Here is a 25,103-nt window from a genome sequence, read left to right as displayed (position 1 = left end):
GTGAACTCGTGACCGGCGGTCAAGCGACCCGCGTACTTGTCGATGCAACCAGTGTCCCGGCGGACCGTGGTGGTGTCGGGCGCTACGTCGACGGGTTGCTGAAGGCACTCGACGGGCTCGATGCTGATCTTGCCGTAGTCTGCCAGCGCACCGATGCGGAGCGTTACAGTCGGTTACTCACCAACGCTGAGGTGATCGGCGCTCCGGCCGCCGTCGCCCACCGTCCGGCCCGCCTGGCCTGGGAGCAGACCGGCCTGCCGCTGCTGGCTCAGCAGGTCGGCGCGCAGGTGCTGCACTCGCCGTTCTACACGTGTCCGCTGCGCGCGTCCTGTCCGGTGACGGTGACCGTGCACGACGCGACCTTCTTCACCGAGCCGGAGCACTACGACAAGTCGCGGCGCACCTTCTTCCGCAGCGCGATCAAGACGTCGCTGCGCCGGGCGGCCCGGGTGATCGTGCCCAGCAAGGCGACCCGCGACGAGCTGATCCGGCTGTTGGACGCGGACCCGACCCGGATCGACGTGGCATACCACGGCGTCGACCACGAGGCGTTCCACGCGCCGAGCGACGACGAGAAGGCGCGGGTCAGGGCGCGGTTGGGGCTGGGCGACACGCCATACGTGGCGTTCCTCGGTGCCAAGGAGCCCCGCAAGAACGTGCCGAACCTCATCCGTGGCTGGGTGGCCGCGGTGGCCGACCGAGAGCGGCCGCCGGCGCTGGTGATCGCGGGCGGCTCCGGGCACGACGACGACATCGACCAGGTGGTCGCCGAGGTGCCGGCCAACCTGCGCCTGCTCCGGCCGGGCTATCTCCGCTATGCGGATCTCCCCGGATACCTGGGTGGCGCGCTGGTCGCGGCGTACCCGTCCCACGGCGAGGGGTTCGGGCTGCCGATCCTGGAGGCCATGGCCTGCGCGGCGCCGGTGCTCACGACGCCCCGGCTGTCGCTGCCGGAGGTCGGCGGTGACGCGGTCGCCTACACCGGCGAGAGCGCGGAGGAGATCGGCCACGACCTCGCCTCGCTGCTCGACGACGAGCCGCGCCGTCTCGCACTGGCCAAGGCCGGGTTCGACCGGGCGAAGGAGTTCACCTGGGAGTCCAGCGCCGAGGTGCATCTGGCGGCGTGGGCCCGCGCTGCTGCCGGATAATTGACATCTCATTCGGGTCACTATCGGATACTTTGCCCTTACCGAGCGGGCATAGGTGGCGGCCGCCCGGCATGATGGGCTGATGCTTTACGCGGTCATCCCGGCCGGTGGCAGCGGTACCCGCCTGTGGCCGCTGTCCCGCTCGGGAAACCCCAAGTTCCTCCACCCGCTCACCGGGACCGAGTCGACCCTGTTGCAGGCCACGGTCGAGCGCCTCGCGCCGCTCACGCCGCCGGATTGCACCTACGTGGTGACCGGGGTCGCGCACGCCGCGGGAGTGGCACGGCAGCTCCCGTCCGTGCCGGAGGACAACATCCTGGTCGAGCCGTCCCCCCGTGACTCGTGCGCCGCGATCGGCCTGGCCGCCGCGCTGATCGCGGACCGGGACCCGGACGCGGTGATGGGCTCGTTCGCGGCCGATCACCTGGTCCGCGACGGTGGAGAGTTCGTGCGGGTATTGCGGGACGCCATCGCCGGGGCGCAGCAGGGCCTGCTGATGACCGTGGGGATCTCGCCGACCCGTCCGGAGACCGGGTACGGCTATCTGGAGTGCGGCCAGCTGCTGGACGGCGGCCCGGTGCGCCGGGTGGACCAGTTCAAGGAGAAGCCGTCGTACGAAGTCGCCCACTCGTACGTCGAGTCGGGACGGTACCTGTGGAACGCCAGCATGTTCGTCTGGCGGGTGGACGTCTTCCTCCGGGAACTGGAGCGCCAGCAGCCGGGGCTGCACGCGGGGCTGACCCGGATCGCGGCGGCCTGGTCGACCGATGACCGGGAGAGCGTCCTCGGCGAGGTGTGGCCGACGCTGCCGAAGATCTCCGTCGACTACGCGGTGATGGAGGGGGCGGCGGAGGCCGGCATGGTGGCCACCGTACCGGGCGATTTCGGGTGGAACGACGTCGGCGACTTCCACACTCTCGGCGACATCCTGGGCTCGGACGAGCGCGGCAACGTGGTGGTGGGCCCCGGCGACACGGTGGAGAAGCCGGACATGCTGCTGGTCGACAGCGACCGGCTGGTCGTGGTGCCGCACTCCGGCCGGCTGATCGCCACGCTCGGCCTGTCCGACCTGATCGTGGTGGACACTCCGGACGCGATGCTGGTCTGCCCCCGCGACCGGGCGCAGGACGTGAAGATGCTGGTGGACCGGCTGAAGGAGCGCGGCGACCAGCGGCTGACCTGATGCCGAGGGCTCGCTCAGCCGAGCTTCGGCGGTGCCATTCCGATCGCGACGAGGCCGAGCGGCATCCGGCTGGGCGGCAGGTCGACGCCGTCCGGCTCGGCGTCCGGTAGCCAGGTGCTGGCCGCCCCGGCCGCGGCCAGGGCGCAGCGCAGCCGGTGGATCCCGGCACCGGCCCGAGCCAGGGCCGCCGGCCCGGACCCGGCCGGTACGTGCGGTACCAGCGCCCGGGCGGTACCGGCGGGCAGCCCGGCCTTCACCGGCACCTCCAGGAAACCGGGCTCGGCCAGTCCCGCCGAGACGCTGACGGTCGCGCTGGCGGTGGCCGCAGCCGTGGCGCTGGCGGTCGCGGTGGCGAGAAGGTCGTCGGTGACCAACGCGTCGGCGAAGTGCTCCAGGTCGGGCAGTTCCGCCGCGGTACGCAGCCCGTCGGCTCGGGCCTCCGCGGTGCCGAGCGAGAACAGGTCGTGCTCGGCACCTCGGACGAGTACCGCCGCGCCCTGGCCGTCTTCGGCCCCGGTGGCGTGCAGCCCACGGATCACCGCGACCGGTACCTGGTCGTACTTGCCCTTGACCAACTCGGCGGAGGCCGCCAGCTCGTCGATGATCGCCATCTGGGTCAGGTGCAGCTCGTTGCCGTACGCGTCGGTCTCGCCCCGGTAGTCGTGCAACGCGTCGATGCCGGCCGCGCCCAGGGCCACATCCGTCAGGCCGCTGCGCCACGGGCGTCCCATGGTGTCGCTGACGATGATGGCCACGTCCAACCGGTAACGGTCGCGCAGCGCGGCGCGCAGCGTGCGGGCCGAGGCGTCCGAGTCGATCGGGAGCAGCACCAGGTGCTCTCTGTCCACATTGGACGCGTCGATGCCGGCAGCGGCCATCACGAAGCCGTGCCGGGTCTGCACGATCTGGGTGCCGCCCCGGCGGGCCACCGTGCGGACCGTCTCGCCGGCCAGGGCCACGGCGCGGGCGGCGTCCCGCTCGGGGCCGTCCGCCGGCACCGCGACGAGCCGACCCTCCGATTTGGACACAATCTTGCTCGTGACCACGAGGACGTCGCCGTTTTCCAGCCAGGGCGCGGCGCCGGTGATGAGCGCTGCCAGATCGTCGCCCGGGCGTACGTCGCCGATGCCGGTCACCGGCAGGATGGTGAGGTTCACCGGACCTCCTCGGCCAGCGTCAGGCCCTGTTGCACCATGGCGAGCGTGGCCCGCTCATCGGTCATCCACAGTGGACATTCCCGGACCGTAACCCCGTCGACGGCGGTACCGGCATCGGACGTGTCCACCAGCCAGCCGTCGAGGATACCGTCGGCTGACCGGGCACCGTAGAGCCCGCCGACCCCGGCCGCGGTCACCGGTACATCGACGGCCGCCAGACACTTGTCGGCCATGCCGCGCACCGGCGCGCCACCGATGATGGGTGAGAACCCGATCACCGGCGCGCTACCGGCGACGAGCGCGTCGCGCAATCCGCCGACCGCGAGGATCGGGGCGATAGACACGACCGGGTTGCTCGGCGCGACCAGTACCACGTCGGCCGCGGCCAGCGCGTCGAGCACTCCCGGGGCGGGCTTGGCCGCGTCCGCCCCGATGAACACGAACCGCTGGGCGGGCAGTGCCGCCCGGTGCCGGATCCACCACTCCTGGAAGTGGATGGCCCGGGAGCCGCCGCCGTCCGGGCTGTCCGGGCCGGCATCCGGGTCGGGTACCACCACGTGGGTCTCCAGCCGGTCGTCGGTGGCCGGCAACAGCCGTACCCCGGGCTTCCAGCGGGAGCACAGCGCCTCGGTGACCGCGGACAGCGGGTACCCGGCATCCAGCATCCTGGTCCGCACCAGATGGGTCGCCACGTCCTTGTCGCCCAGTCCGAACCAGGTCGGCTCGGCCCCGTACGCGGCCAGCTCCTCCTTGACCGCCCAGGTCTCGCCGGCCCGACCCCAGCCGCGCTCGGCATCCGCTCCGCCACCCAGGGTGTACATCACGCTGTCCAGGTCGGGGCAGATCCGCAGGCCGTGCAGAGTGACGTCGTCACCGACGTTGACGATCGCGGTCACCTCCGCCCCGGTCGCCCGGACGCCCTGGAGAAACCGAGCCCCGCCGATGCCACCCGCCAGTACCACGATCCGCATGCGGTCAATCCTCCCGCAGCGACTCCGGCGGGATGTCACTGCCCGGCAACCCGCGGCGGCCCGACGGGTCGGGGTGGCGGCTGACCGGCGTGGAGGGTGCGTCCGGCAAGCTCCCGGCCGGCGTCCACCGGACGTCGAGGCGGCGCCGGGCGGGCTGTGAGGTCGCGTCCAGCGGACCGGAGGGCCGTCGCCGTCCGGCTCGCCGCGGGCGCGATCGGGTCGCCGCCCGGCGCCACGTCCGGTCCCCAACACGTGCTCGTGGTCCGGCACGGCGGCGTGCGCGGCGCTAGGCTCGCGGGGCAAACCCGCCCACCTTGACCAAGGGGGAGATGTGACCCAACCTTCAGATCAGTCGCCATATCCGGCCAGTACGCCGCCAGCGACGCCAAGCCCTTCGCCCGCCCCACCAGGGACGACGGCGACGGAGCAGCGGGATGCCAGCAAGTTCACCGCTCCCCACCGTGAACTCGCCGGCATGGTCCTGGTGCTGTCGACGGCGGCGCTGCTCCTGCTGGCGTTCATCGACCTGTTCCTGGTGTTCGACAAGTTCGCCTCCGAATTCGGCATCCGTGCCGAAGGGGAGTTCGGCAGCTTCATCGGGCTGATCCCGATCCTCTTCCCGCTGGGCGCGGTGCTGCTGGTCACGCACGTCAAGCCGGCCACCCCGCGGGCCAGGACGATCACCATGATCGCGTTGATCGACTACGCGTTCGCCGGCCTGTTCGGCATCGTCTGCCTGTTCGCCGGGTTCATCCACGTCCTCGGGGACCAGTTCGGCGGCGGCTTCCGCCCGGCGTTCATCGAACTGCTCACCCGGCTGGTGCTGCTGGCGGTGTTCGCGCTCGCCGCGTTCCTGGTCTGGCAGGTCTGGCAGGGGGCCTACTCGGTACCCAAGCCGGTCGCGCCGGCGTACCCGGCGCCGGGCATGCCGTACGGCCAGCCCGGGTACCCCTCGCCGTACGGCCAGCCGGTCGCCGGCCAGCCCGGGTACGGGCAACCCGCATACGGCCCGCCCGGGTACGGGCAGCCGGCCGCCCAGCCGGGATACGGCCAGCCCGCCGCCGGCCAGCCCTACGGCCAGCCCGGGTACGCCCAGCCGGGCGGGTACCAGCAGTCGTACCCGGCCCCGGCCGGCTACCAGCCCGCCGGTGCGCCCGCCTCGTCTCCGCCGCTCGGCACCCCGTACCCGTCGTACCCCACCACGCAGCCGGCCGAGCCGGCGCCCGGCCAGACCCCGTCCGCCCCGGATCCGTCGGCCCAGGGCTGGCCCGGCGCCGGCGAGACGCCGGCCGCGCCGACCGGTGGAGACGAGGGATACGACCGGACTCAGGTCATCCCGCCGAACAACTCGGGCGAGGAGACCCAGCGCTGGGGGTGATCTTCACCACGGGATCGGGGCTTACCTGATCGCCGGCGGCCGGTTCGCCGACCGCCACCGCGGAGTCACCCGGTGGCGGTCGCCCGGTTCGCGAATGACGGAAACGCCAGGTGACGGCCACCGCACGGCGATTGGCCGGCCAGGTGAGCGGGAGTTCACCCGGGTCCCTTCGCGGGGATCCGGGTGAATGGCTTGCCCGTCGTACCTGCGGCATAGGCTTCACACGTGTCTGACGAGCGCCCGACAGCCGAGCAGTCCCCGATTCCGGCCGGCAGCCTCCGTTCCGGTGCCGAGCGCACCGATGCCGGGAGCGCCGAAATCAGCACCGCCATGCGTCGCGCCCTGCACCGGGCCGCCGACGGCCGCAGCCTCGACGTCGACGAGGCCGCCATCCTGCTGAGCGCTCGGGGTGAGGCACTCGATCGCCTGCTGGCACAGGCGGGCGCGGTCCGCGACGCCGGACTCGTCGAGGCCGGCCGGCCCGGCGTCGTGACGTTCTCCAAGAAGGTCTTCATTCCGCTGACCCGGCTGTGCCGGGACCGGTGCCACTACTGCACCTTCGTGACTGTGCCGCATCGGCTGACCGCGCCGTATCTCGAGCGCGACGAGGTGCTCGCCATCGCCGCCGAGGGCGCCGCCCAGGGCTGCAAGGAGGCGCTGTTCACGCTCGGCGACCGCCCGGAAGCGCGGTGGCCGGCGGCCCAGGAGTGGCTGCACGAGCGCGGTTATGAGTCCACTGTGGACTATCTGCGGGCCTGTGCGATCGCGGTACTGGAGGAGACCGGCCTTCTGCCGCACCTCAACCCGGGCGTGCTTTCCTGGGCCGAGCTGCAACGGCTCAAGCCGGTCGCGCCGAGCATGGGCATGATGCTGGAGACCACCGCCACCCGGCTGTGGTCCGAGCCCGGTGGCCCGCACTTCGGTTCGCCCGACAAGGAGCCGGCGGTCCGGCTGCGGGTGCTGGAGGACGCCGGCCGGGTCGGCGTGCCGTTCACCACCGGTGTGCTGATCGGCATCGGGGAAAACCTGACCGAGCGGGCTGAGTCGCTGTTCGCGATCCGCCGTGTCGCCCGCGAGTACGGGCACATCCAGGAAGTCATCGTGCAAAACTTCCGCGCCAAGCCGGATACCGCGATGCGTGGCATGCCCGACGCGGACCTGCGCGACCTGGCCGCCACGATCGCGGTGGCCCGGTTGGTGCTCGGCCCGAAGGCGCGCATCCAGGCCCCGCCAAACCTGATCGACGAGGAATACGCGCTGCTGCTGCGCGCCGGGATCGACGACTGGGGCGGAGTCTCCCCGGTCACCCCCGATCACGTGAACCCCGAGCGGCCCTGGCCGCAGATCGAGGAGCTGGCGCGGCGGTCGGCCGCCGCGGGGTTCGAGCTGCGCGAGCGGTTGACGATCTATCCGGAGTACGTGCGGCGGGGCGAGCCCTGGCTCGATCCCCGGCTCTCCGCCCACGTGACCGCGCTGGCCGATCCGACCGGGCTGGCCGTCGAGTCGGTCCGTCCGTCCGGCCGGCCGTGGCAGGAGCCGGACGAGACGCCCGGCGGTCGGGTCAACCTCCACGAGGAGGTCGACACCAGCGGGCGCACCGGCGACCGCCGCTCGGACTTCGACGTGGTCTACGGCGACTGGTCCGAGGTCGCCGCGCATGCCGCGCTGACCTCCGCTCCCCTCGGGTCGCGGCCCGATTCGACGGTGCTGGCCGGGCTCCGGCTCGCCGCGTCCGACCCGGCGGCCCTGCTGCGGCCCGAGCACGAGGCCGAGGCCCTGGCGCTGCTGGAGAGCGATGGCGCCGCCCTCGACGAACTGGCCCGCGTCGCCGACGACCTGCGCCGCGACACCGTGGGCGACGACGTGACGTACGTGGTCAACCGCAACATCAACTTCACCAACGTCTGCTACGTGGGCTGCCGCTTCTGCGCCTTCGCGCAACGCGAGCGGGACGCCGACGCATACCGGCTGTCGGTCGAGCAGGTGGCCGACCGTGCCGAGGAGGCGTGGCGGGACGGCGCGACCGAGGTGTGCATGCAGGGCGGCATCGATCCGAAGCTGCCCGCCACGGCATACGCCGACCTGGTTCGGGCGGTGAAGTCGCGGGTACCGCAGCTGCACGTCCATGCCTTCTCGCCCATGGAGATCGTCACCGGTGCCGCCAAGGCGGGCGTACCGGTGCGCGACTGGCTGACTCAGTTGCGGGAAGCCGGGTTGGACACGATCCCCGGCACCGCGGCCGAGATCCTCGACGACGACGTGCGCTGGGTGTTGACCAAGGGGAAGCTGCCGGCGTCCACCTGGGTCGAGGTGATCAGCACGGCGCACGAGTTGGGCATCCGCTCGTCCGCCACGATGATGTACGGCCACGTCGACCACCCCCGGCACTGGCTCGGCCACTTCCGGGTACTCGCCGGCATCCAGGACCGCACCGGCGGCTTCACCGAGTTCGTGGCGCTGCCGTTCGTGCACACCAACGCGCCGATCTACCTGGCCGGGATCGCCCGGGCCGGAGCCACCTGGCGGGAGAGCCGCGCCGTGCACGCGATGGCCAGAGTGCTGCTGCACGGCCGCATCCCCAATGTGCAGTGCTCCTGGGTCAAGCTCGGCGACGAGGGCACGGTGGCGATGCTGCGCGGTGGCGCGAACGATCTCGGCGGCACGCTCATGGAGGAGACCATTTCCCGGATGGCCGGGTCCGAGCACGGCTCCGCCCGTACTGTCGCCCAATTGACCGCGATCGCCGAGGCGGCCGGGCGCACCGCACGCCAGCGCACCACGACCTACGTTTCGGCCTGATTCGCGAATCCTCAGGTCGGCGATTCGTTGCGACTCGCCGACCGAGCGTTACCTCCCGGTCGGCTGGATCGATAGGGAAGCGATAGTGGCAGGTTCGGTTGACCCCCGAACGGCTTCACCTATCAGGTTCCGCTTGACGGCGCACGTATTACACGCGTGTAATTTCAATGGGGTTGTTCGAGTGGGGCATGGCGATTCGCCATTGATCGGACTTTGGAAGGATTGCCTTCCGCGTGTGGGGGGTTGCATCGGCGCCGCGGCCGGTGCGAAAGAAGGAGGCACGCTGATGGACGGCCGAGTCGAAGCGGTCGACCTCTTGGGTAACGCTCCGGAATGGCAGGAACGAGCTCTGTGTTCACAGACCGATCCGGAGGCGTTCTTCCCGGAAAAGGGGGGCTCTACCCGGGAGGCCAAGCGGATCTGTTCCCGGTGCGAGGTCAAGGCCGAGTGCCTCGAATACGCGCTCGGTCACGACGAGCGGTTCGGTATCTGGGGTGGACTGTCCGAACGGGAGCGGCGGAAGTTGAAGCGCCGGGCGGCCTAGCCGCCCCGGCGCCTCCGCCAAAGATCGGCTTCGGCTGCGCTCAGGAGGTGACCATGGGCCTGTGCTCGCCTCCGCCAAAGATCGGCTCCGGCTGCGCTCAGGCGAGATCCTCGGGGTCGATACCCAGAAGATTCGCGACCTGCTCGATGATCACGTCGTGGACCAGGTCCGCGAGGTCTTCGTGATCGATCGCCCGGAATTCCAGGGGCCGGCGGTACAGCACGATCCGGGGCGGTACGTTCATCCGTCCCGGGCCGCCGGGCAGCAGCCGGGCCAGCGGTACCTCGCCGTCTTCCAGCACGTCCGAGTCGTACACATTCAGATCCGGAGGTACCTCTTCCACCGCGAACTCCACGCCGGCCAGTTCCTTCCCGAACTGCCGCTCCAGCGCCTCGACGGCATCTAGGACCAGATCGTCGAAAAGCTCCGCCTTGGTCCGGGAAAGCGGTACGTTGGCCGGCACCAACCGGCCGCGCAGCCCGCGCCCGTGACGGTCCCGCCGGGGCCGGCGGCCTGGGCCGCCGAAGCGGCTACCACGAGGTTCGGGACTGGTCACGCCGTCAGACTAGCCCTGCCGGGCACGCCGGGCCGACGCCGGTGCACGGACGGTTCGGCGTGTCGCGCCGACATCGGTAGAGACGGACACGCCGGGGGAGATACCGTGCCGCAGTGAGGTCTCCACGGCGTTGTTCCCGAAACGGCTGCCCGAAGCCGGCCGTCGCGACGCTGACCTATGTCTACGCCGATTCCACCGCCGTCGTCGGGCCGCTGGCGGCCTTCGCCGAGCCGCACACCTACGACCTGTGTGAGCAGCACGCGCGCAGCCTGACCGCGCCGCGGGGCTGGGATCTCGTGCGTCACGACGGCGAGTTCGAGCCGCCGCCACCCACCAGCGACGATCTGGTCGCCCTGGCCGAAGCGGTTCGGGAAGCGGGCCGTCCGTCGCGGCGCGACGAGTCCGCGCCGGTCACGGACACCCAGGTCGGTCGCCGCGGCCACCTACGGGTGATCCCGCCCGCTCAGTAATTCGGACATCACTGCCCGAGCAGCCGCCCGACCACGGCCGCGGTACGGGACGGCCTGCCGGTACGCGCCTCCGCGGCGTCCGCCGCGCCCATCAGCCGCAGCCCGACGTTGGCGCCGAGCCAGCGCAGCGGCTCCGGCTGCCAGCGTGGCGACCGGTGCCCCACCCAGGGCAGCCGGACCAGGTCGCTGTCGCGGTCCAGGATCAGGTCGGCCAGGGTGCGGCCGGCGAGGTTGGCGGTACCCACCCCGTCGCCCACGTACCCGCCGGCCCAGGCCAACCCGGTTCGCCGGTCGTACCCCACCGAGGCGGTCCAGTCCCGCGCCACGCCCAGCGGGCCGCCCCACGCGTACGCGACGTCCACCGAGCCCAGCGCCGGGAACAGTTCGACCAGCGTCCGGCGCAGGGCGGCGAAGACCCGGGGATCTCGGTCGTAGGCGGGCCGGGTCCGGGATCCGAAGTGGTACGGGGCACCCCGGCCGCCGAACGCCAGCCGGCCGTCGACCGTCCGCTGGCCGTAAATGATCATGTGCCGGTGATCGGAGAAGGTCTCCCGCTCAGCGAGCCCGATCGACTCCCACAACTCGGGCGGCAGCGGCTCGGTCGCGATCATGAGCGAGTACACCGGCGCGATCTCCCGCCGCAGCCCCGGCAGGGCCGGGGTGTACCCCTCGGTCGCCCGTACCACCGTCGTGGCCCGTACCGTGCCCGTCGCGGTGGCCACCGACCCCGGTCGCAGAGCCAGCGCCCGGGTGCCCTCGTAGATCCGCACGCCGCGCCGCTCGACGGCGGAGGCCAGCCCCCGTACCAGCCGGGCCGGGTGGATCGCCGCGCAGTCCGGCGTGTACGTGCCGCCGAGCACGCCGGTCGCGCCGCACCGCCGGGCGGCCTCCGGTCCGTCCAGCAACTCGACCCCGAGGCCGTACTCCGCCGACTCGGCGACCTCTGCCCGGGCGCGGGTCAGCTGTGCCGGCGAGCGGGCGAGCACCACGGTGCCGCCCTTGCGGTAGTGGCAGTCGATCGCCTCCGCACGGGCGGCCCGACCGACTTCGTCCACTGTGGACACCATGGCCTGGTGCAGCGCGACCGCCCGGTCCCGCCCGTATCGGCGGGCCAGCGCCGGTACCGACGTGGGGAACAGCGCCGAGCACCAGCCGCCATTGCGCCCGCTGGCCCCGTACCCGGCGATCTCCGCCTCGATCACCGCCACCCGCAGCCCGGGCCGCTCCACCGCGAGGTAGTACGCCGTCCACAGCCCGGTGTACCCGGCACCGACGATCGCCACGTCCACCTCGACGTCGCCGGCCAGCCGCGGCCGGGGTGTCAGCCGGTCGTCCACAGTGGACATCCAGTACGACAGCCGCCGGTAGTCGGTCACGGGTGCGTCAGATCCGTTGCCACGCCTGGGTCAGCACCTCGCGCAGGATCTGCTCCATCTCGGCGAAGTGCCGCTCATCGCAGATCAGCGGCGGGGCGAGCTGGATGACCGGATCGCCGCGATCGTCCGCCCGGCAGTACAGCCCGGCGTCGAACAGCGCCTTGGAGAGGAAGCCGCGCAGCAGCCGTTCGGACTCCGCCTCGTCGAAGGTCTGCCGGGTCGCCTTGTCCTTGACCAGTTCGATGCCGAAGAAGTACCCGTCGCCCCGCACGTCGCCGACGATCGGAAGGTCGGTCAACCGCTCGAGGTAGGAGCGGAACGTCGCCGACTCGGCGCGCACGTGACCGGTCAGGTCCTCGCGGGCGAAGATGTCGAGGTTGGCCAGCGCGACCGCGCAGGAGACCGGGTGGCCGCCGAACGTGACCCCGTGCGCGAACCAGTTCGTACCGGTCAGGAACGGCTCCACCAACCGCTCCGAGCAGATCATCGCGCCCAGCGGCAGGTACCCGCTGGTGATGCCCTTCGCGCAGGTGATGATGTCCGGCTGGTACCCGTACCGCAGGGAGCCGAAGTATTCGCCGAGCCGGCCGAAGGCGCAGATCACCTCGTCCGACACGAGCAGCACGTCGTACCGGTCGCAGATCTCCCGTACCCGCTGGAAGTACCCGGGCGGCGGCGGGAAGCAGCCGCCGGAGTTCTGTACCGGCTCCAGGAACACACACGCCACCGTGTCCGGACCCTCGAACTCGATCGCCTCGGCGATCCGGTCGGCGGCCCACACGCCGAACTCCTCCGGCGTCTGGCCGGCGCCGGCCGGGCGGCGGTAGTAGTTCGTGTTGGGCACCCGGATGGTCGAAGGGACCAGCGGCTCGAAATCCTCCTTGATGGCCGGCAGCCCGGTGATGGACAGCGCGCCCATCGACGTGCCGTGGTACGCGATGTGCCGGGAGATGGCCTTGTGCTTGCCGGGCTTGCCGATCCGCTTGAAGTACGAACGGGCCAGCTTCCAGGCCGACTCGACCGCCTCCGAGCCGCCAGTCGTGAAGAACACCCGGTTCAGGTCGCCGGGGGTCAGCGAGGACAGCCGCTCGGCCAGCTCGACCGCTTTGGGGTGCGCGTACGACCACAGCGGGAAGAAGGCGAGTTCGGCGGCCTGCTTGGCGGCGGCGTCGGCCAGTTCCTGGCGGCCGTGCCCGGCCTGGACGACGAACAGCCCGGCAAGCCCGTCGAGGTACCGCTTGCCGTCGCTGTCGTAGACGTAGGCTCCGTCGCCGCGCACGATCATCGGTACCGGTGCGTCCGCATAGCTGGAGAGCCGGGTGAAGTGCATCCAGAGGTTGTCACGGGCGGACTGTGAGAGGTCGTTCATCGGGTACCCCACGCGTAAGTCTGTTTGGCGAGCTTCAGGTAGACGAACGTCTCCGTGCTGACGACTCCGGCGATGGTGCGGATCTGGTCGTTGAGAAGCCGGAGAAGGTGCTCGTCGTCGGTGCAGACCAGCTCGGCGAGCAGGTCGTAGTGCCCCGCGCAGATCACCACGTAGTCCACCTCGGGAATGGCGGCCATTCCGTCGGCCACCTTGTGCAGGTCCCCCGCGACCTTGACGCCGATCATCACCTGCCTGGTGAAGCCGAGGGTGAGCGGATCGGTCACCGCCACGATCTGCATGACTTCGCCGTCGAGCATCCGCTGCACCCGCTGCCGCACCGCGGCCTCGGACAGGCCAACGACCTTGGCCAGCGCGGCGTAGGACATCCGGCCGTCGCGCTGCAGCTGGTCGATGATCCGTTTGTTGATGTCATCGAGGAGGGAGATAGGCTCAGTCACATCAGGATTTTGGCCGAGCCCGGCCTCGATGGCAATGGATTCCGTTGGATCACACATTAGATAAGACGGATTCCGAATCTAGCGATCGGGTGCTGAGGGCTCGGGGGTGCTCGCCTCCGCCAAAGACCGGCTCCGGCTGCGCTCCCCGGGAGGGCGTGGGGGTGCTCGCCTCCGCCAAAGACCGGCTCCGGCTGCGCTCCCCGGGGAGGGCCCGACGGCGCGTACGGGGGAGCGCACCATCGGGCCCGGTCCGGGGTGCCTCAGGCGGGTGAGGTGGCCGGGCTTACCCCGGGCACCTCACCGGCCTCGGCCACCAGGCGGTCGGAGCCGACCATCGTGTCGCCCCGGAAGTAGGACCTGTTGAACAGGTTCCAAATGATCATTAGCGGGATGCCGATGACGATGGCCCCAATGCCCAGCCAGAACTTCCCGCCCACGCCCAGCCACTGCACGTCGGCGTCATCGGTGGACGGCGTCCAGAACTGGTACGCGCTGTAGAAGAACGCGGCGAACAGCACCACGCCGCCGACCACCGGCAGGATGCCCTTCAGCCACAGGTTTCTCGCGCTGGCCGTCAGCTCCCGCCGGAAGTACCAGGCGGAGGCGAAGCCGGTCAGCCCGTAGTAGAACGCGATCTGCAGTCCGAGCGCGAGGATCATGTCGTTGAGCAGTCCGCCGTCCTTGACGTACACCATGACGGCGTAGAACGCGATGGACAGCAGGCCCATGGCCCAGGTCGACACGGTCGGGGTCTGGAACCTGCGATGCACCGTGCCGAAGACCCTCGGCAGCGCCTTGTACGCGGCCATGGACAGCGTGGTCCGGGCCGTCGGCAGGATGGTGGTCTGCGCGGATGCCGCCGACGAGGACAGGATCGCCAGGACCAGCAGCTTGAAGCCGAACGTACCCAGTGCCGCCTGGCCGATGCCGGACAGCGCGTCGGTGCCGGCCGCGTCGCTGGTCAGTCCGATGCCGTTCGAGCCGACCCCGGCGTACGCCTGTGCTGCGACGGCCACCAGCAGGTAGGTGACCAGGAGGACCACGGTCGAGATGACCGCGGCGCGGCCCGGGGTCAGGTGGGAATCGGTGGTCTCCTCGTTCGCGGCCACCGCGGAGTCCCAGCCCCAGTAGATGAAGACCGCGGCGAGGAAGCCCGCGGACAGCGTGCTGAAGCTCATCCCGCCCCCGAACGGGTTGAACCAGGACAGCGACGGGTGGGTCGCCAGCGAGCCGGCGTGCCCGGCGTACACCTTGACCAGGGCGGTCACGGCGAAGATGGCCAGGATCAACAGTTCCAGGCTGAGCAGCAGGACCTGGGTACGCGCGGACAGCTCGATGCCGATCCAGGCGATCAGCGTCATCAGCAGGATCCAGACGCACCCGACCAGGGTCGTCCAGCCGGTGCTCTCGGCGAGCCCGTACGCGCCGAACAGTTGGAAGGTGTAACTGCCGGCGATCTCGGCCAGGTTGGCCATCACGATGACGTCGGCGATGACGACGACCCAGCCGGTGATCCAGCCGGTGCGTCGCCCGAACGCCCGGGCCACCCAGGTGAAGCTGGTGCCGCAGTCCGGGTCCACGTTGTTGAGCGCCTTGTAGGCGTACGAGATGAACAGCATCGGGATGAACGCGATCAGCAGCGCGACGGGCGCCTTCGTGCCGACCTCTCCGACGACGCTGCCGAGCGCGGAGGTCAGGCTGTATGCGGGTGCGGTCGACGCGATCGCGATGACCACACTGGAGACCAGGCCGATGGCGCCGAGCTTGAGGCCCTTGCGGGCGAGCGAGGGGTCGTGCTCCGCCGGCGGCGCGGGGGGTGCGGTGGTAGTCATGATTGCCATCCTCGGGGTGCGGGTGCGCTGGACAGCGGGTCGATGACGTGAGGGATCGTTGCTGCGTTTATCGCAGGTTTCGACGCTCTTGACAAGGGTTTCCGTCGCAGTAACCTGTCGACAACGCTGTTTCAGTCAGATCAACCCTGGCAGACCACACTGCTAGGTGATTGGATGCGGCATTTGTCGCCATCAGCCGGAGGCGACGGAATCCATGCGTGTGCTTCTCCTCGGTGCCGGCGGTGTCGGCTCCGCCGCGGTCGCGATCGCCGCTCGCAGGGACTTCTTCGAGCGGATCGTGGTCGCCGACTACGACCCCGGGCGGGCCGAGCGTGCGGCCCGCGGCGCCGGCGATCCCCGGTTCTCCGCGATCGGCCTGGACGCCTCGTCGGCGGGCGCGGTCGCCGCGGCGTGCCGGGAGCACGGCATCACGCACGTGCTCAACGCGGTCGACCCGCGGTTCGTGATGCCCATCTTCGACGGCGCGTTCGCGGCCGGCGCCGACTACCTGGACATGGCCATGTCGCTGTCCCGGCCGCACCCCACCGACCCGTACCGGCGGGTGGGCACCAAGCTGGGCGACGAGCAGTTCGCCGGGGCCGACCGGTGGGTCGAGGCGAACCGGCTGGCGCTCGTCGGCATCGGCGTCGAACCCGGGCTCTCCGACGTGTTCGCACGGTTCGCGGCCGACCGGCTGTTCAGCCGGCTCGACGAGATCGGCGTACGGGACGGGGCGAACCTGACGGTCGACGGGTACGACTTCGCCCCGTCCTTCTCCATCTGGACCACCATTGAGGAGTGCCTCAACCCGCCGGTCGTGTACGAGCGTGATCGCGGCTGGTACACCACCGAACCGTTCTCCGAGCCGGAGGTGTTCGAGTTCCCGGACGGGATCGGCACGGTGGAGTGCGTCAACGTGGAGCACGAGGAGGTGCTGCTGATTCCGCGCTGGGTCGACGCGCGCAGGGTCACCTTCAAGTACGGTCTGGGCGCCGAGTTCATCGAGGTGCTCAAAACTCTGCGCAAGCTGGGCCTGGACTCGACCCACAGGGTCCGGGTGGGCGGCGTCGACGTGGCACCGCGCGACGTGGTCGCGGCGTGCCTGCCGGATCCGGCGACGCTCGGTGACCGGATGCACGGCAAGACCTGTGCCGGTACCTGGGTGCGCGGCGCCGGCCGGGACGGCAGGCCGCGCGAGGTCTACCTGTACCACGTCGTCGACAACGCGTGGTCGATGCGGGAGTACGGGCACCAGGCAGTGGTCTGGCAAACCGCGCTCAACCCGGTGATCGCCCTGGAACTGCTCGCCTCCGGTGCCTGGCGGGGCCACGGAGTCCTCGGCCCCGAGGCACTGGATCCGCAGCCGTTCCTGGACAAGCTCGTCGAGTACGGCTCGCCGTGGGGGATGCTGGAACAATGACGACGATGCATGGGTCGGCGCGGACGTGACGGCGTACCTGGGCAACCGGGTCGTGCTGGAGGCGCTCTCGGCGATCGTTCGGCGCCGGCGGGGCGATCCGTGGGACCCGCGCCAGCCGCCGCTCGCCGGTCGCCGACGCGCTACCCGACCGAGGCGAACGCCGCCTCGATGACGTCCAGGCCGCGGTCGATCACCTCGGGCGGACTGACCAGCGGCGGCAGGAAGCGCAGCACGTTGCCGTACGTGCCGCAGGTGAGGGTGAGCAGGCCGGCGTCGTGGCAGGCCCGGGACACCGCCGCGGTACGGGCCGGGTCCGGCTCCAGCTCCAGCGACGCCGGCCCGACCAGCTCCACTGCGAGCATCGCGCCCCGGCCCCGCGCCTGCGCGACCGGCAGCTCACGCAGGCGGGGCAGCATCCGCGCCTCGATTGCCCGGGCCGCCGCCGCCAGATCCAGTTCGCGCATCGTCTCGATGGCCGCCAGGGCGGCGGCACAGGCGATCGGGTTGCCGCCGTACGTGCCGCCGAGGCCGCCGGAGTGCACGGCGTCCATGACCTCCGCCCGGCCGGTGACCCCGGCCAGCGGCAGCCCTCCGGCGATGCCCTTGGCCGTGGTCACCAGGTCCGGCTCGATGCCCTCGTGCTCGCTGGCGAACCAGGCGCCGGTGCGGCAGAAGCCGGTCTGGATCTCGTCGGCGATGAACACCGCGCCGTTGTCCCGGGCCCAACCGGCCAGGGCCGGCAGGAAGCCGGGCGCCGGGACGATGAACCCGCCCTCGCCCTGGATCGGCTCGATGAGTACCGCCGCGACGTTCCCGCCGCCGACCTGCTTGTCGATCACGTCGATGGCCCGGGCCGCCGCCTCCGCTCCGGACAGCCCGTCCCGCAGCGGGTACGACAAGGGGGCGCGGTAGATCTCCGGCGCGAACGGGCCGAACCGGTGCTTGTACGGCATGCTCTTCGCGGTCATCGCCATGGTGAGGTTGGTCCGCCCGTGGTACGCGTGGTCGAACACCACGATCGCGGGCCGGCCGGTGAAGTGTCGCGCGATCTTCACGGCATTCTCGACCGCTTCCGCGCCCGAGTTGAACAGCGCCGACCGCTTGTCGAAGGTACCCGGCGTCAACGCGTTGAGCTGCTCGCACACGGCCACGTACGACTCGTACGGCGCCACCATGAAGCAGGTGTGGGTGAACCGCTCGACCTGCTCCCGTACGGCGGCCACCACCCGGGGAGCCGCGTTGCCGACGCTGCTGACCGCGATCCCGGACGCGAAGTCGATCCACTCGCGACCGTCCACATCGGTCAGCGTCCCGCCGGACGCGGTGTCCACATAGGACGAGATGACCGAACTGACACCCTTCGCGACGGCGGCGGTGCGCCGCTTGTGAACATCCATGGAAGACATGACGGGCCGCCTCACATGCCGATGTTGTGCATGACGTGCTTGACCCGGGTGTAGTCCTCCAGGCCGTAGAGGGACAGATCCTTGCCGTACCCGGAGTGTTTGAACCCGCCGTGCGGCATCTCGGCCACGAGCGGGATGTGGCAGTTGACCCAGACGCAGCCGAAGTCCAGCCGGCGGGACATGCGCATCGCCCGGCCGTGGTCGGAGGTCCACACCGAGGAGGACAGGCCGTATTCCACGCCGTTGGCCCAGCGCACCGCTTCGTCCTCGTCGGTGAACCGCTGGACGGTGATGACCGGACCGAACACCTCGCCCTGGATGATCTCGTCGTCCTGGAGCAGGCCGGAGACCACGGTCGGGGAGTAGAAGTATCCGCGCTCGCCGACCCGGGCTCCGCCGGAGTGCACCGAGGCGTGGTCGGGCAGCCGGTCCACGAAGCCGGACACCCGGTCGAGTTGGGCGGCGTTGTTGAGCGGGCCGTAGAGCACGTCGGGGTCGTCCGGGGCACCGGTCCTGGTCGACTTCGCCTGGTCGGTCAGGGCGGCCACGAAATCGTCGTGCACCCGGGGCCCGGTCAGCACCCGGGTCGCGGCGGTGCAGTCCTGGCCGGCGTTGAAGTATCCGGCGACCGCGATCGCCTCGGCCGCCGCGGCCAGGTCGGCGTCGTCGAAGACCACGACCGGGGCTTTGCCGCCCAACTCCAGGTGGGTGCGCTTGAGGTCGCCGGCGGCGGCCTCGGCGACCTGCCTCCCGGCGCGGGTGGAGCCGGTGATCGACACCAGGGCCGGGGTGGGGTGACTGACCAGCGCACGACCGGTGTCCCGATCGCCGCACACCACGTTGAGCGCGCCCGGCGGCAGGAACTCGGCGGCGATCTCGGCCAGCAGCAGGGTGGTGACCGGGGTGGTGTCGCTCGGCTTGAGGACGACCGTGTTGCCGGCGGCCAGGGCCGGGGCGAGCTTCCAGACCGCCATCATGAGCGGGTAGTTCCACGGGGTCACCTGCGCGCACACGCCGATCGGCTCGCGCCGCACGTACGAGGTGTGTCCCGCGAGGTACTCGCCGGCCGAACGGCCCTCCAGCACCCGGGCGGCCCCGGCGAAGAACCGGATCTGGTCGATCGCCGGGGGCAACTCCTCGCTGGCGGTCAGGGCACGCGGCTTGCCGGTGTTGCGTACCTCGGCGTCGATCAGCTCGTCGGCCCGGGCCTCCACGGCGTCGGCGAACCTCAGCAGCGCGCGTTGCCGTTCCGAGGGCGTGGCATCGCGCCAGGTCTCGAACGCGCCGGCCGCCGCCCGCATCGCCCGGTCGACGTCTTCCGTGGTGGAGACGGGGGCGGTGGCGAACACCTCGCCGGTGCTGGGATCGACGAGATCGGCCCGCTTCCCATCGGCCGGTTCGGTGTATTCGCCGCCGATGAAGTTGCGCAACACCATGGCATGCCTCCCGAGTCGGTGGTCAGCCTCCATCTTTGCCACCGAATCAGTGGCAAGCAAGGCCGGCGGCGACCGTTTCCGTCGGGGAGCTGCGCGTTTTGCGCGGGATCAGCCGAGGGTGCGGGATCAGCCGACGGCTGGGTACGGCTCGGCGGCCCGGGCCCGCGCCTCGTCGATCAAATACCGCAGCGCGAGGGCCAGCTCCGGGCGCTCGGCCAGCACGTCCGCCAGGCGCGCACGCCACAGGCCGGCCTCGATGCTGACGGCGTTCGTCCGGATCTGCCACATCAGCCGGGTGCGGCTGTCCGACAGAGCCTGCTCGTGATCGGCTCCGAGCAACTCACGCAGCCGGGCGCCGAGCCAGAAATACTCCCGATCGCTGTCTGCCAGGGCAACGAACGCGCGCGCGCCGTCCCAGGCCAGACGCTGAGGGTGAACGATGCTGCGGGTCATCCCGTCATCATCGATCCGCGTCAGTGGCGAGAGCAAGATGCGTACGGTTGATCTATGGACGGCCGGGCGGCGGACCCGGGGCGGCTCACGTTCTCCACCGGCCACCGGGGCCGGCCTCCGGCCCGCCTCCCCGACTGGCCTGGGTCGTCGCGCCGGCGTCGGACGCGCCGAGCCAGACTGCGTCGGTCCCGCTGCCCCGCCGGTCCCGCGCTGGCGGGCGGCGGGCGGCCGGTAGGCTCGTCAGGCGTCCAGCCCTGTACGTCAGAACCCTGAGGAGAACGATCAGGTGGCCGGTGAGCTGTCCCGCTTCGTGAAGGCGTACGACGTCCGGGGGACCGTGCCCGACCAGTTGGGGCCCGATGTCGCCCGGGCGTTCGGGACCGCCTTCGTCCGGGTGCTCAGCCGCCAGGCGCCGGTACCGTCGATCGTCATCGGGCATGACATGCGCCCGTCCTCGCCCGAGCTGGTCGAGGCGTTCGCCGAGGGGGTGACCGCCGAGGGCGCGGATGTCGTCCTGGCCGGCCTCGGCTCGACCGACATGCTCTACTTCGCGGCCGGCCTGCTGGACCAGCCCGGCGCGATGTTCACCGCGAGCCACAACCCGGCCCAGTACAACGGCATCAAGCTGTGCCGGGCGGGTGCGCTGCCGATCGGCCTCGGCAACGGGCTGGACGAGATCCGCGACGAGGCCCAGGCGATCCTGGACGGCGCCACACAGGCCGGGTCGGGCCGGGGCACGGTGCGCACCCGCAACCTGCTCTCCGACTACGCGGCGCACCTGCGCACGCTGGTCGACCTGTCCGGCATCCGGCCGCTGTCGATCGTGGTGGACGCCGGCAACGGGATGGCCGGCTATACGGTGCCGGCGGTGCTCGGGCCGGCCGCGCTCGGCGCGCTGCCGCTGTCCATCACCCCGCTGTACTTCGAGCTGGACGGCACCTTCCCCAACCACGAGGCCAACCCGCTGGAACCGAAGAACCTGGTCGACCTCCAGGCCGCCGTCCGGGAGACCGGTGCCGACATCGGGCTGGCCTTCGACGGCGACGCCGACCGCTGCTTCGTGGTGGACGAGCGCGGTGAGCCGGTCTCGCCGAGCGCGGTCACCGCGCTGGTGGCGACCCGCGAGCTGGCCAAGCACGACGGCGGCACGATCATCCACAACCTGATCACGTCCAGCGCGGTACCGGAGATCGTCGCCGAGCACGGCGGCACCCCGCTGCGCAGCCGGGTCGGCCACTCCTTCATCAAGGCAGAGATGGCGCGTACCGGAGCCATCTTCGGCGGAGAGCACTCGGCGCACTATTACTTCAAGGACTTCTGGGGCGCGGACACCGGCATGCTCGCCGCGATGCACGTCCTCGCCGCGCTGGGCGAGCAGGAGCTGCCCCTGTCCGAGCTGGCCGGCAAGTACGAGCGGTATGTAGCCTCGGGAGAGATCAACTCCACCGTACCGGACCAGCAGGGCCGCCTGGCCGAGGTCGAGGAGCGCTTCGGCTCCGGTGGAGAAGTCGACCATCTCGACGGTTTGACCGTACGCTTTGCCGACGGCGCCTGGATCAACCTGCGCCCGTCCAACACCGAGCCGCTGCTGCGCCTGAACGTGGAGGCGCCGACCGCCGAGCGGATGGCGCAGCTGCGGGACGAGGTGCTCGCCGTCGTCAGAGCCTGACCGAGGAGTTCGCCATGGCACTAGATCCCCAACTGCTGGACATCCTGGCCTGCCCCGACACGCACCACGCACCGCTGCGGTACGACGAGGACGGGCAGACGCTGACCTGCACCGAGTGTGGCCGGGTGTTCCCCGTCCGGGACGGCATCCCGGTCCTGCTGCTGGACGAGGCAACCGGCGGACCGGCCAGCGAGTCGGCAACGGCCGGAGATCACTGATGATCGACGGTACCGCCGGCGTGCGCGGGCACCGGCACGTCGACGAGGCGCTGCTGGACGACCCCGCCGCCCTCGCCGCCGCCGATCCCGGCGGCATGCTGCGCGCCACCGCCTCGGCCGGAGCGCAGGTGCGGGAGTCCGCCGCGCTGGCCGCCGAGGCCAACCTGACCACCATCGCCGACGAGGGGCGCCCGCGCGCCGTGGTGGTGGCCGGGCAGGGCACCGCGGCGCTGAGTGGCGAGGTACTGGCGACCATCGCCGGGCCGCGTTGCCCGGTGCCGGTCCTGGTTCACCGCAGCGCGGGCGTGCCTGGCTGGGTCGGCGCGGCCGATGTGGTGATCGCGGTGTCCGGCTCCGGCCGCAGCCCCGAGGCGCTGGCCGCCGCCGATGCCGCGGCACGCCGGGGCGCCCGGCTGGTCGCGATCGGCCCACCGGACTCGGCGCTGCAACTGGTCGCCGAGCGGGCCCGCTCGCCGTTCATCCCGATCCCGCGTCGCGCCCCCGCCCGGGCCAGCATCTGGAGCCTCACGGTCCCGGTGATGCTCGCCGCGCGCACGCTCAACCTGGTGAAGCTCAACGAGGCGGACCTGGCGGAGACCGCGACCCGGCTGGACGCCGACGCGGAACGGTGCCGGCCGACCGCGGAGTCGTTCGTCAACCCGAGCAAGTCGCTGGCGTTGGATCTGGCCGGCTCGGTACCGATCGTGTGGGGCTCCTCGCCGCTGGCCGCGGTCGCCGCCCGGCGCTTCGCCGACACGCTGTCCTCCAACGCCCGGTACCCGGTGGTGGCCGGCGCGCTGGGCGAGGCCGGCCGGGGCAGCGTCGGGCTGCTGGACGGGGTGTACGGCGGGCTCGCCGAGGCGGCCCGGGACATCTTCGCCGACCCGGAGGAGCTCGAGGACGACGCGGCGACCCGGCTGCGCGTGGTGGTGCTGCGCGACGGCGGCCTGACCGAGGACGACGGCAGCGAGCCGGAGCCGATGGAGGTCGAGGAGCGCCGGGCCGAGGCGTTGCAGGAGATCGCGGAGCGGCGCGGGGTACGGGTCTCCGTGCTCACCGCCGAGGGCGGCTCGTCGCTGGAGCGGCTGGCCTCGCTGATCGCCGTACCAGACTTCGCGTCGATCTACCTGGCGATGGCGCACGGCCTGGACCCGATGGCGGTACCGGCGGTATCCGAGATGAAGGACTTCCTGACCCCGTGAGTGTGACACTGTGAGCACCGGCGAAGGCGGGGCCAAGGCGATCATCGCCGCGCTGGGCGCCAACCTCGGCATCGCGCTGACCAAGTTCCTGGCGTTCGCACTGAGCGGGTCGTCGTCGATGCTCGCCGAGGCGATCCACTCGGTTGCCGACTCGGGAAACCAGCTGCTGCTCCTGATCGGCGGCCGGCGCTCGCAGCGTGAGGCGACCCGGCGCCACCCGTTCGGGTACGGGCGGGAACGGTACATCTACGCGTTCATCGTGTCGGTGGTGCTGTTCTCGGTCGGCGGGTTGTTCGCCATCTACGAGGGTGTGCACAAGGTCCAGCACCCGGAGGCGATCCACGACTGGCAGTGGCTTCCGATAGCGGTACTGGTGATCGCGACCGGGCTGGAGGGCTTCTCCTTCCGTACCGCCGTCCGGGAGACCAACCACATCCGCGGCAACGCGTCGTGGGTGCAGTTCATCCGGCACGCCCGCGCTCCGGAGCTGCCGATCGTGCTGCTGGAGGACTCCGCCGCGCTGATCGGTCTGGTGCTGGCGCTGCTCGGGGTCGCGTTGACCCTGGCCACCGGCAACGGAGTCTGGGACGCGCTGGGCACGCTCGGCATCGGCGCGCTACTGGTGGTCGTCGCGGTCATCCTGGCCATCGAGACCAAGAGCCTGCTGATCGGCGAGTCGGCCACGCCCGAGCAGGAGGACGCGATCGAGGCCGCCCTGGTCGGCGCGCCGGAGGTCGACCGGGTGATCCACATGCGCACCCTGCACCTGGGACCGGAGGAGTTGCTGGTCGCCGCGAAGATCGGGGTGGCGAAGGAGGCCACCGCCGGGGTCGTGGCGGCAGCGATCGACGCGGCCGAGGAGCGCATCCGGACGGCGGTACCCATCGCCCGGGTGATCTACCTTGAGCCGGACATCTACCGGGAAGGCTGAACGTGCAGCGGTTGACCGGCCGGATCAGGCCGTACGCCTGGGGTTCGCGCACCGCGCTGGCCAGCCTGACCGGGCGCCCGACTCCCAGCGCCGGCCCGGAGGCCGAGCTGTGGCTCGGGGCGCATCCGGACGACCCGTCGGCGCTGCCCGGGGAGTCGCTGCTCGACGCGCTGACCGGCGATCCGGCCGGCCTGCTCGGGGCGGGGACGGTCGAGGAGTTCGGGCCCCGGCTGCCGTACCTGCTCAAGGTGCTGGCCGCCGAAGCGCCGCTGTCGATCCAGGCTCACCCGAACTCCGACCAGGCCCGCGAGGCGTTCGAGGCCGGGCGGACCGGCTACACGGATCCGCACCACAAGCCCGAGCTGCTGGTGGCGCTCGACGACGGGTTCGAGGCCCTGTGCGGGTTCCGGGCTCCGGAGTCCTCGGCGGAGGTGCTGGAGTCGCTGGAGGTGGACGCGCTCCGTCCGGTGATCGGGGCGCTGCGCGCCGGTAGCGACCCGGCGGCGGCGCTGCGCGACGGGATGCGGGCGCTGATGTCCTGGCCGGCGGCGGAGCGCGCCGACCTGGTCGACGCGGTGGCGGCGGCGAAGCACCCGCTGGCCACCGACCTGGCCGGCCGCTACCCGGGCGACATCGGCGTGGTGGTGGCGCTGCTGCTCAACCAGGTGCGGCTGGAGCCCGACGAGGCGGTCTGGATGCCGGCCGGCAACCTGCACTGCTACCTGCGCGGGCTCGGAGTGGAGATCATGGCCGCCAGCGACAACGTGCTGCGCGGCGGGCTGACCCCGAAGCGGGTCGACGTGCCGGAGCTGATGCGGGTACTGCGCTTCGAGGTACTGGAACAGCCGGTGGTGCGGCCGGTACCGGTACGGGCCGGGGTGTCGACCTGGCCGGCGCCGGTACGGGACTTCGTACTGCACAAGGCGAGCGTGCGCGACGACGAGACGGTGCTGCCGGCCTCCGGGCCGCGGATCGTGCTGTGTGGACGGGGCTCGGTCGAGCTGGGTACCGGTACCGGCACGCTGCCTCTGTCCGCGGGTGAGGCGGCGTTCGTCGGAGCCGGTGAGCCGGCGGTTCGGGTCGCCGGTAACGGCGATGCCTTCCAGGCCGGCGTCGCCTGATTTACA

Annotated in this window: 22 protein-coding genes; 12 read left to right on the top strand and 10 right to left on the bottom strand. The window is 71.3% G+C overall.

Annotation, left to right across the window (positions count from 1 at the left end; translation table 11 throughout):
* The first annotated feature begins 8 nt into the window (after nt 1-8).
* Nucleotides 9-1,148, top strand: coding sequence for a glycosyltransferase family 4 protein (locus Raf01_RS01035; RefSeq protein WP_203915763.1), 1,140 nt, complete (start codon nt 9-11; stop codon nt 1,146-1,148).
* Nucleotides 1,149-1,230: 82 nt separating this feature from the next.
* On the top strand, nt 1,231-2,331 hold the full coding sequence (locus Raf01_RS01030; protein ID WP_203915762.1) for a mannose-1-phosphate guanylyltransferase: 1,101 nt from the start codon (nt 1,231-1,233) through the stop codon (nt 2,329-2,331).
* Between the two features lie 14 nt (nt 2,332-2,345).
* Here the strand turns inward: Raf01_RS01030 and Raf01_RS01025 are convergent, their stop codons facing one another.
* Together Raf01_RS01025 and cofD are read right to left on the bottom strand one after the other, a co-directional pair.
* Nucleotides 2,346-3,488, bottom strand: a complete 1,143-nt coding sequence (locus Raf01_RS01025; protein ID WP_203915761.1) for a coenzyme F420-0:L-glutamate ligase — start codon at nt 3,486-3,488, stop codon at nt 2,346-2,348.
* Nucleotides 3,485-4,459: a 2-phospho-L-lactate transferase gene (cofD, locus tag Raf01_RS01020; RefSeq protein ID WP_203915760.1), complete on the bottom strand. Its 975-nt coding sequence runs from the start codon at nt 4,457-4,459 to the stop codon at nt 3,485-3,487. Before cofD ends, Raf01_RS01025 begins: the two co-directional genes overlap by 4 nt.
* 475 nt (nt 4,460-4,934) lie before the next feature.
* On the opposite strand from cofD, the gene Raf01_RS01015 reads away from it, so the two are divergent.
* The 3 genes from Raf01_RS01015 (at nt 4,935) to Raf01_RS01005 (ending at nt 9,180) form a co-directional block, all read left to right on the top strand.
* Nucleotides 4,935-5,837 carry a hypothetical protein gene (locus Raf01_RS01015; protein WP_203915759.1) on the top strand — a complete coding sequence of 301 codons (903 nt, stop codon included), beginning with the start codon at nt 4,935-4,937 and terminating at the stop codon, nt 5,835-5,837.
* Between the two features lie 318 nt (nt 5,838-6,155).
* Nucleotides 6,156-8,636: a bifunctional FO biosynthesis protein CofGH gene (locus Raf01_RS01010; protein ID WP_275412939.1), complete on the top strand. Its 2,481-nt coding sequence runs from the start codon at nt 6,156-6,158 to the stop codon at nt 8,634-8,636.
* 286 nt (nt 8,637-8,922) lie between these two features.
* A complete protein-coding gene (locus tag Raf01_RS01005) occupies nt 8,923-9,180 on the top strand; it encodes a WhiB family transcriptional regulator (protein ID WP_203915758.1) in 258 nt (85 codons plus the stop codon).
* Between the two features lie 97 nt (nt 9,181-9,277).
* Here Raf01_RS01005 and Raf01_RS01000 read toward each other — a convergent pair whose 3' ends face one another.
* A complete protein-coding gene (locus tag Raf01_RS01000; RefSeq protein ID WP_203915757.1) occupies nt 9,278-9,736 on the bottom strand; it encodes a metallopeptidase family protein in 459 nt (152 codons plus the stop codon).
* Between the two features lie 113 nt (nt 9,737-9,849).
* On the opposite strand from Raf01_RS01000, the gene Raf01_RS00995 reads away from it, so the two are divergent.
* Complete coding sequence (locus Raf01_RS00995; RefSeq protein WP_203915756.1) at nt 9,850-10,206, top strand: DUF3499 domain-containing protein; 357 nt, start codon at nt 9,850-9,852, stop codon at nt 10,204-10,206.
* Nucleotides 10,207-10,214: 8 nt separating this feature from the next.
* Here the strand turns inward: Raf01_RS00995 and Raf01_RS00990 are convergent, their stop codons facing one another.
* The 4 genes from Raf01_RS00990 to Raf01_RS00975 all read right to left on the bottom strand — a co-directional run bounded on the left by Raf01_RS00990 (nt 10,215) and on the right by Raf01_RS00975 (nt 15,241).
* Entirely contained in the window at nt 10,215-11,582 is a 1,368-nt protein-coding gene (locus Raf01_RS00990; protein WP_239133277.1) for an NAD(P)/FAD-dependent oxidoreductase, read from the bottom strand.
* A gap of 7 nt (nt 11,583-11,589) precedes the next feature.
* Nucleotides 11,590-12,951: an aspartate aminotransferase family protein gene (locus Raf01_RS00985; protein ID WP_203915755.1), complete on the bottom strand. Its 1,362-nt coding sequence runs from the start codon at nt 12,949-12,951 to the stop codon at nt 11,590-11,592.
* Nucleotides 12,948-13,466, bottom strand: a complete 519-nt coding sequence (locus Raf01_RS00980; RefSeq protein WP_203915754.1) for an Lrp/AsnC family transcriptional regulator — start codon at nt 13,464-13,466, stop codon at nt 12,948-12,950. The genes Raf01_RS00985 and Raf01_RS00980 overlap by 4 nt, the downstream gene beginning before the upstream one ends.
* A 203-nt stretch (nt 13,467-13,669) precedes the next feature.
* A complete protein-coding gene (locus Raf01_RS00975) occupies nt 13,670-15,241 on the bottom strand; it encodes an APC family permease (RefSeq protein ID WP_203915753.1) in 1,572 nt (523 codons plus the stop codon).
* A gap of 214 nt (nt 15,242-15,455) precedes the next feature.
* Between Raf01_RS00975 and Raf01_RS00970 the strand changes: the two genes are divergently transcribed.
* Nucleotides 15,456-16,661 (top strand): saccharopine dehydrogenase family protein, encoded by a 1,206-nt coding sequence (locus Raf01_RS00970; protein WP_203915752.1) that lies wholly within the window; start codon nt 15,456-15,458, stop codon nt 16,659-16,661.
* Between the two features lie 140 nt (nt 16,662-16,801).
* Here the strand turns inward: Raf01_RS00970 and gabT are convergent, their stop codons facing one another.
* The 3 genes from gabT to Raf01_RS00955 all read right to left on the bottom strand — a co-directional run bounded on the left by gabT (nt 16,802) and on the right by Raf01_RS00955 (nt 19,956).
* The gene (gene gabT / locus Raf01_RS00965; protein ID WP_203915751.1) at nt 16,802-18,067 is read right to left on the bottom strand and encodes a 4-aminobutyrate--2-oxoglutarate transaminase; all 1,266 of its coding nucleotides are present in this window, start codon (nt 18,065-18,067) and stop codon (nt 16,802-16,804) included.
* Nucleotides 18,068-18,078: 11 nt separating this feature from the next.
* A complete protein-coding gene (locus Raf01_RS00960) occupies nt 18,079-19,503 on the bottom strand; it encodes a gamma-aminobutyraldehyde dehydrogenase (protein ID WP_203915750.1) in 1,425 nt (474 codons plus the stop codon).
* A 126-nt stretch (nt 19,504-19,629) separates the two neighbouring features.
* Nucleotides 19,630-19,956, bottom strand: coding sequence for a hypothetical protein (locus Raf01_RS00955; RefSeq protein ID WP_203915749.1), 327 nt, complete (start codon nt 19,954-19,956; stop codon nt 19,630-19,632).
* A gap of 286 nt (nt 19,957-20,242) precedes the next feature.
* On the opposite strand from Raf01_RS00955, the gene Raf01_RS00950 reads away from it, so the two are divergent.
* Genes Raf01_RS00950 through manA form a run of 5 tightly spaced genes read left to right on the top strand, consistent with a single transcriptional unit; the run spans nt 20,243 to nt 25,097 of the window.
* Nucleotides 20,243-21,625 carry a phosphomannomutase/phosphoglucomutase gene (locus Raf01_RS00950; protein ID WP_203915748.1) on the top strand — a complete coding sequence of 461 codons (1,383 nt, stop codon included), beginning with the start codon at nt 20,243-20,245 and terminating at the stop codon, nt 21,623-21,625.
* Nucleotides 21,626-21,639: 14 nt separating this feature from the next.
* Nucleotides 21,640-21,843 (top strand): Trm112 family protein, encoded by a 204-nt coding sequence (locus tag Raf01_RS00945; RefSeq protein WP_203915747.1) that lies wholly within the window; start codon nt 21,640-21,642, stop codon nt 21,841-21,843.
* Nucleotides 21,843-23,045, top strand: coding sequence for an SIS domain-containing protein (locus tag Raf01_RS00940; RefSeq protein ID WP_203915746.1), 1,203 nt, complete (start codon nt 21,843-21,845; stop codon nt 23,043-23,045). The genes Raf01_RS00945 and Raf01_RS00940 overlap by 1 nt, the downstream gene beginning before the upstream one ends.
* 10 nt (nt 23,046-23,055) lie before the next feature.
* Nucleotides 23,056-23,976 carry a cation diffusion facilitator family transporter gene (locus tag Raf01_RS00935; RefSeq protein ID WP_203915745.1) on the top strand — a complete coding sequence of 307 codons (921 nt, stop codon included), beginning with the start codon at nt 23,056-23,058 and terminating at the stop codon, nt 23,974-23,976.
* Nucleotides 23,977-23,978: 2 nt separating this feature from the next.
* Complete coding sequence (gene manA, locus Raf01_RS00930; protein ID WP_203915744.1) at nt 23,979-25,097, top strand: mannose-6-phosphate isomerase, class I; 1,119 nt, start codon at nt 23,979-23,981, stop codon at nt 25,095-25,097.
* Nucleotides 25,098-25,103: the final 6 nt, after the last annotated feature.

The sequence above is a fragment of the Rugosimonospora africana genome (genome assembly GCF_016862975.1).
In the GTDB taxonomy this organism is placed as follows: Bacteria; Actinomycetota; Actinomycetes; order Mycobacteriales; family Micromonosporaceae; genus Rugosimonospora; species Rugosimonospora africana.
The sequence above is the reverse complement of the archived record's forward strand: the minus strand, read 5'-3'. Positions and strand labels throughout refer to the sequence as shown.

Coding starts and splice junctions, on each gene's coding strand:
- Raf01_RS00975 (WP_203915753.1), bottom strand. CDS start 15,241: ATGACTACCACCGCACCCCCCGCGCCGCCGGCGGAGCACGACCCCTCG.
- Raf01_RS00945 (WP_203915747.1), top strand. CDS start 21,640: ATGGCACTAGATCCCCAACTGCTGGACATCCTGGCCTGCCCCGACACG.
- Raf01_RS00985 (WP_203915755.1), bottom strand. CDS start 12,951: ATGAACGACCTCTCACAGTCCGCCCGTGACAACCTCTGGATGCACTTC.
- Raf01_RS00980 (WP_203915754.1), bottom strand. CDS start 13,466: ATGTGTGATCCAACGGAATCCATTGCCATCGAGGCCGGGCTCGGCCAA.
- Raf01_RS00940 (WP_203915746.1), top strand. CDS start 21,843: ATGATCGACGGTACCGCCGGCGTGCGCGGGCACCGGCACGTCGACGAG.
- Raf01_RS00960 (WP_203915750.1), bottom strand. CDS start 19,503: ATGGTGTTGCGCAACTTCATCGGCGGCGAATACACCGAACCGGCCGAT.
- Raf01_RS00970 (WP_203915752.1), top strand. CDS start 15,456: ATGCGTGTGCTTCTCCTCGGTGCCGGCGGTGTCGGCTCCGCCGCGGTC.
- cofD (WP_203915760.1), bottom strand. CDS start 4,459: ATGCGGATCGTGGTACTGGCGGGTGGCATCGGCGGGGCTCGGTTTCTC.
- Raf01_RS00955 (WP_203915749.1), bottom strand. CDS start 19,956: ATGACCCGCAGCATCGTTCACCCTCAGCGTCTGGCCTGGGACGGCGCG.
- Raf01_RS01015 (WP_203915759.1), top strand. CDS start 4,935: ATGGTCCTGGTGCTGTCGACGGCGGCGCTGCTCCTGCTGGCGTTCATC.
- Raf01_RS01030 (WP_203915762.1), top strand. CDS start 1,231: ATGCTTTACGCGGTCATCCCGGCCGGTGGCAGCGGTACCCGCCTGTGG.
- gabT (WP_203915751.1), bottom strand. CDS start 18,067: ATGTCTTCCATGGATGTTCACAAGCGGCGCACCGCCGCCGTCGCGAAG.
- Raf01_RS01005 (WP_203915758.1), top strand. CDS start 8,923: ATGGACGGCCGAGTCGAAGCGGTCGACCTCTTGGGTAACGCTCCGGAA.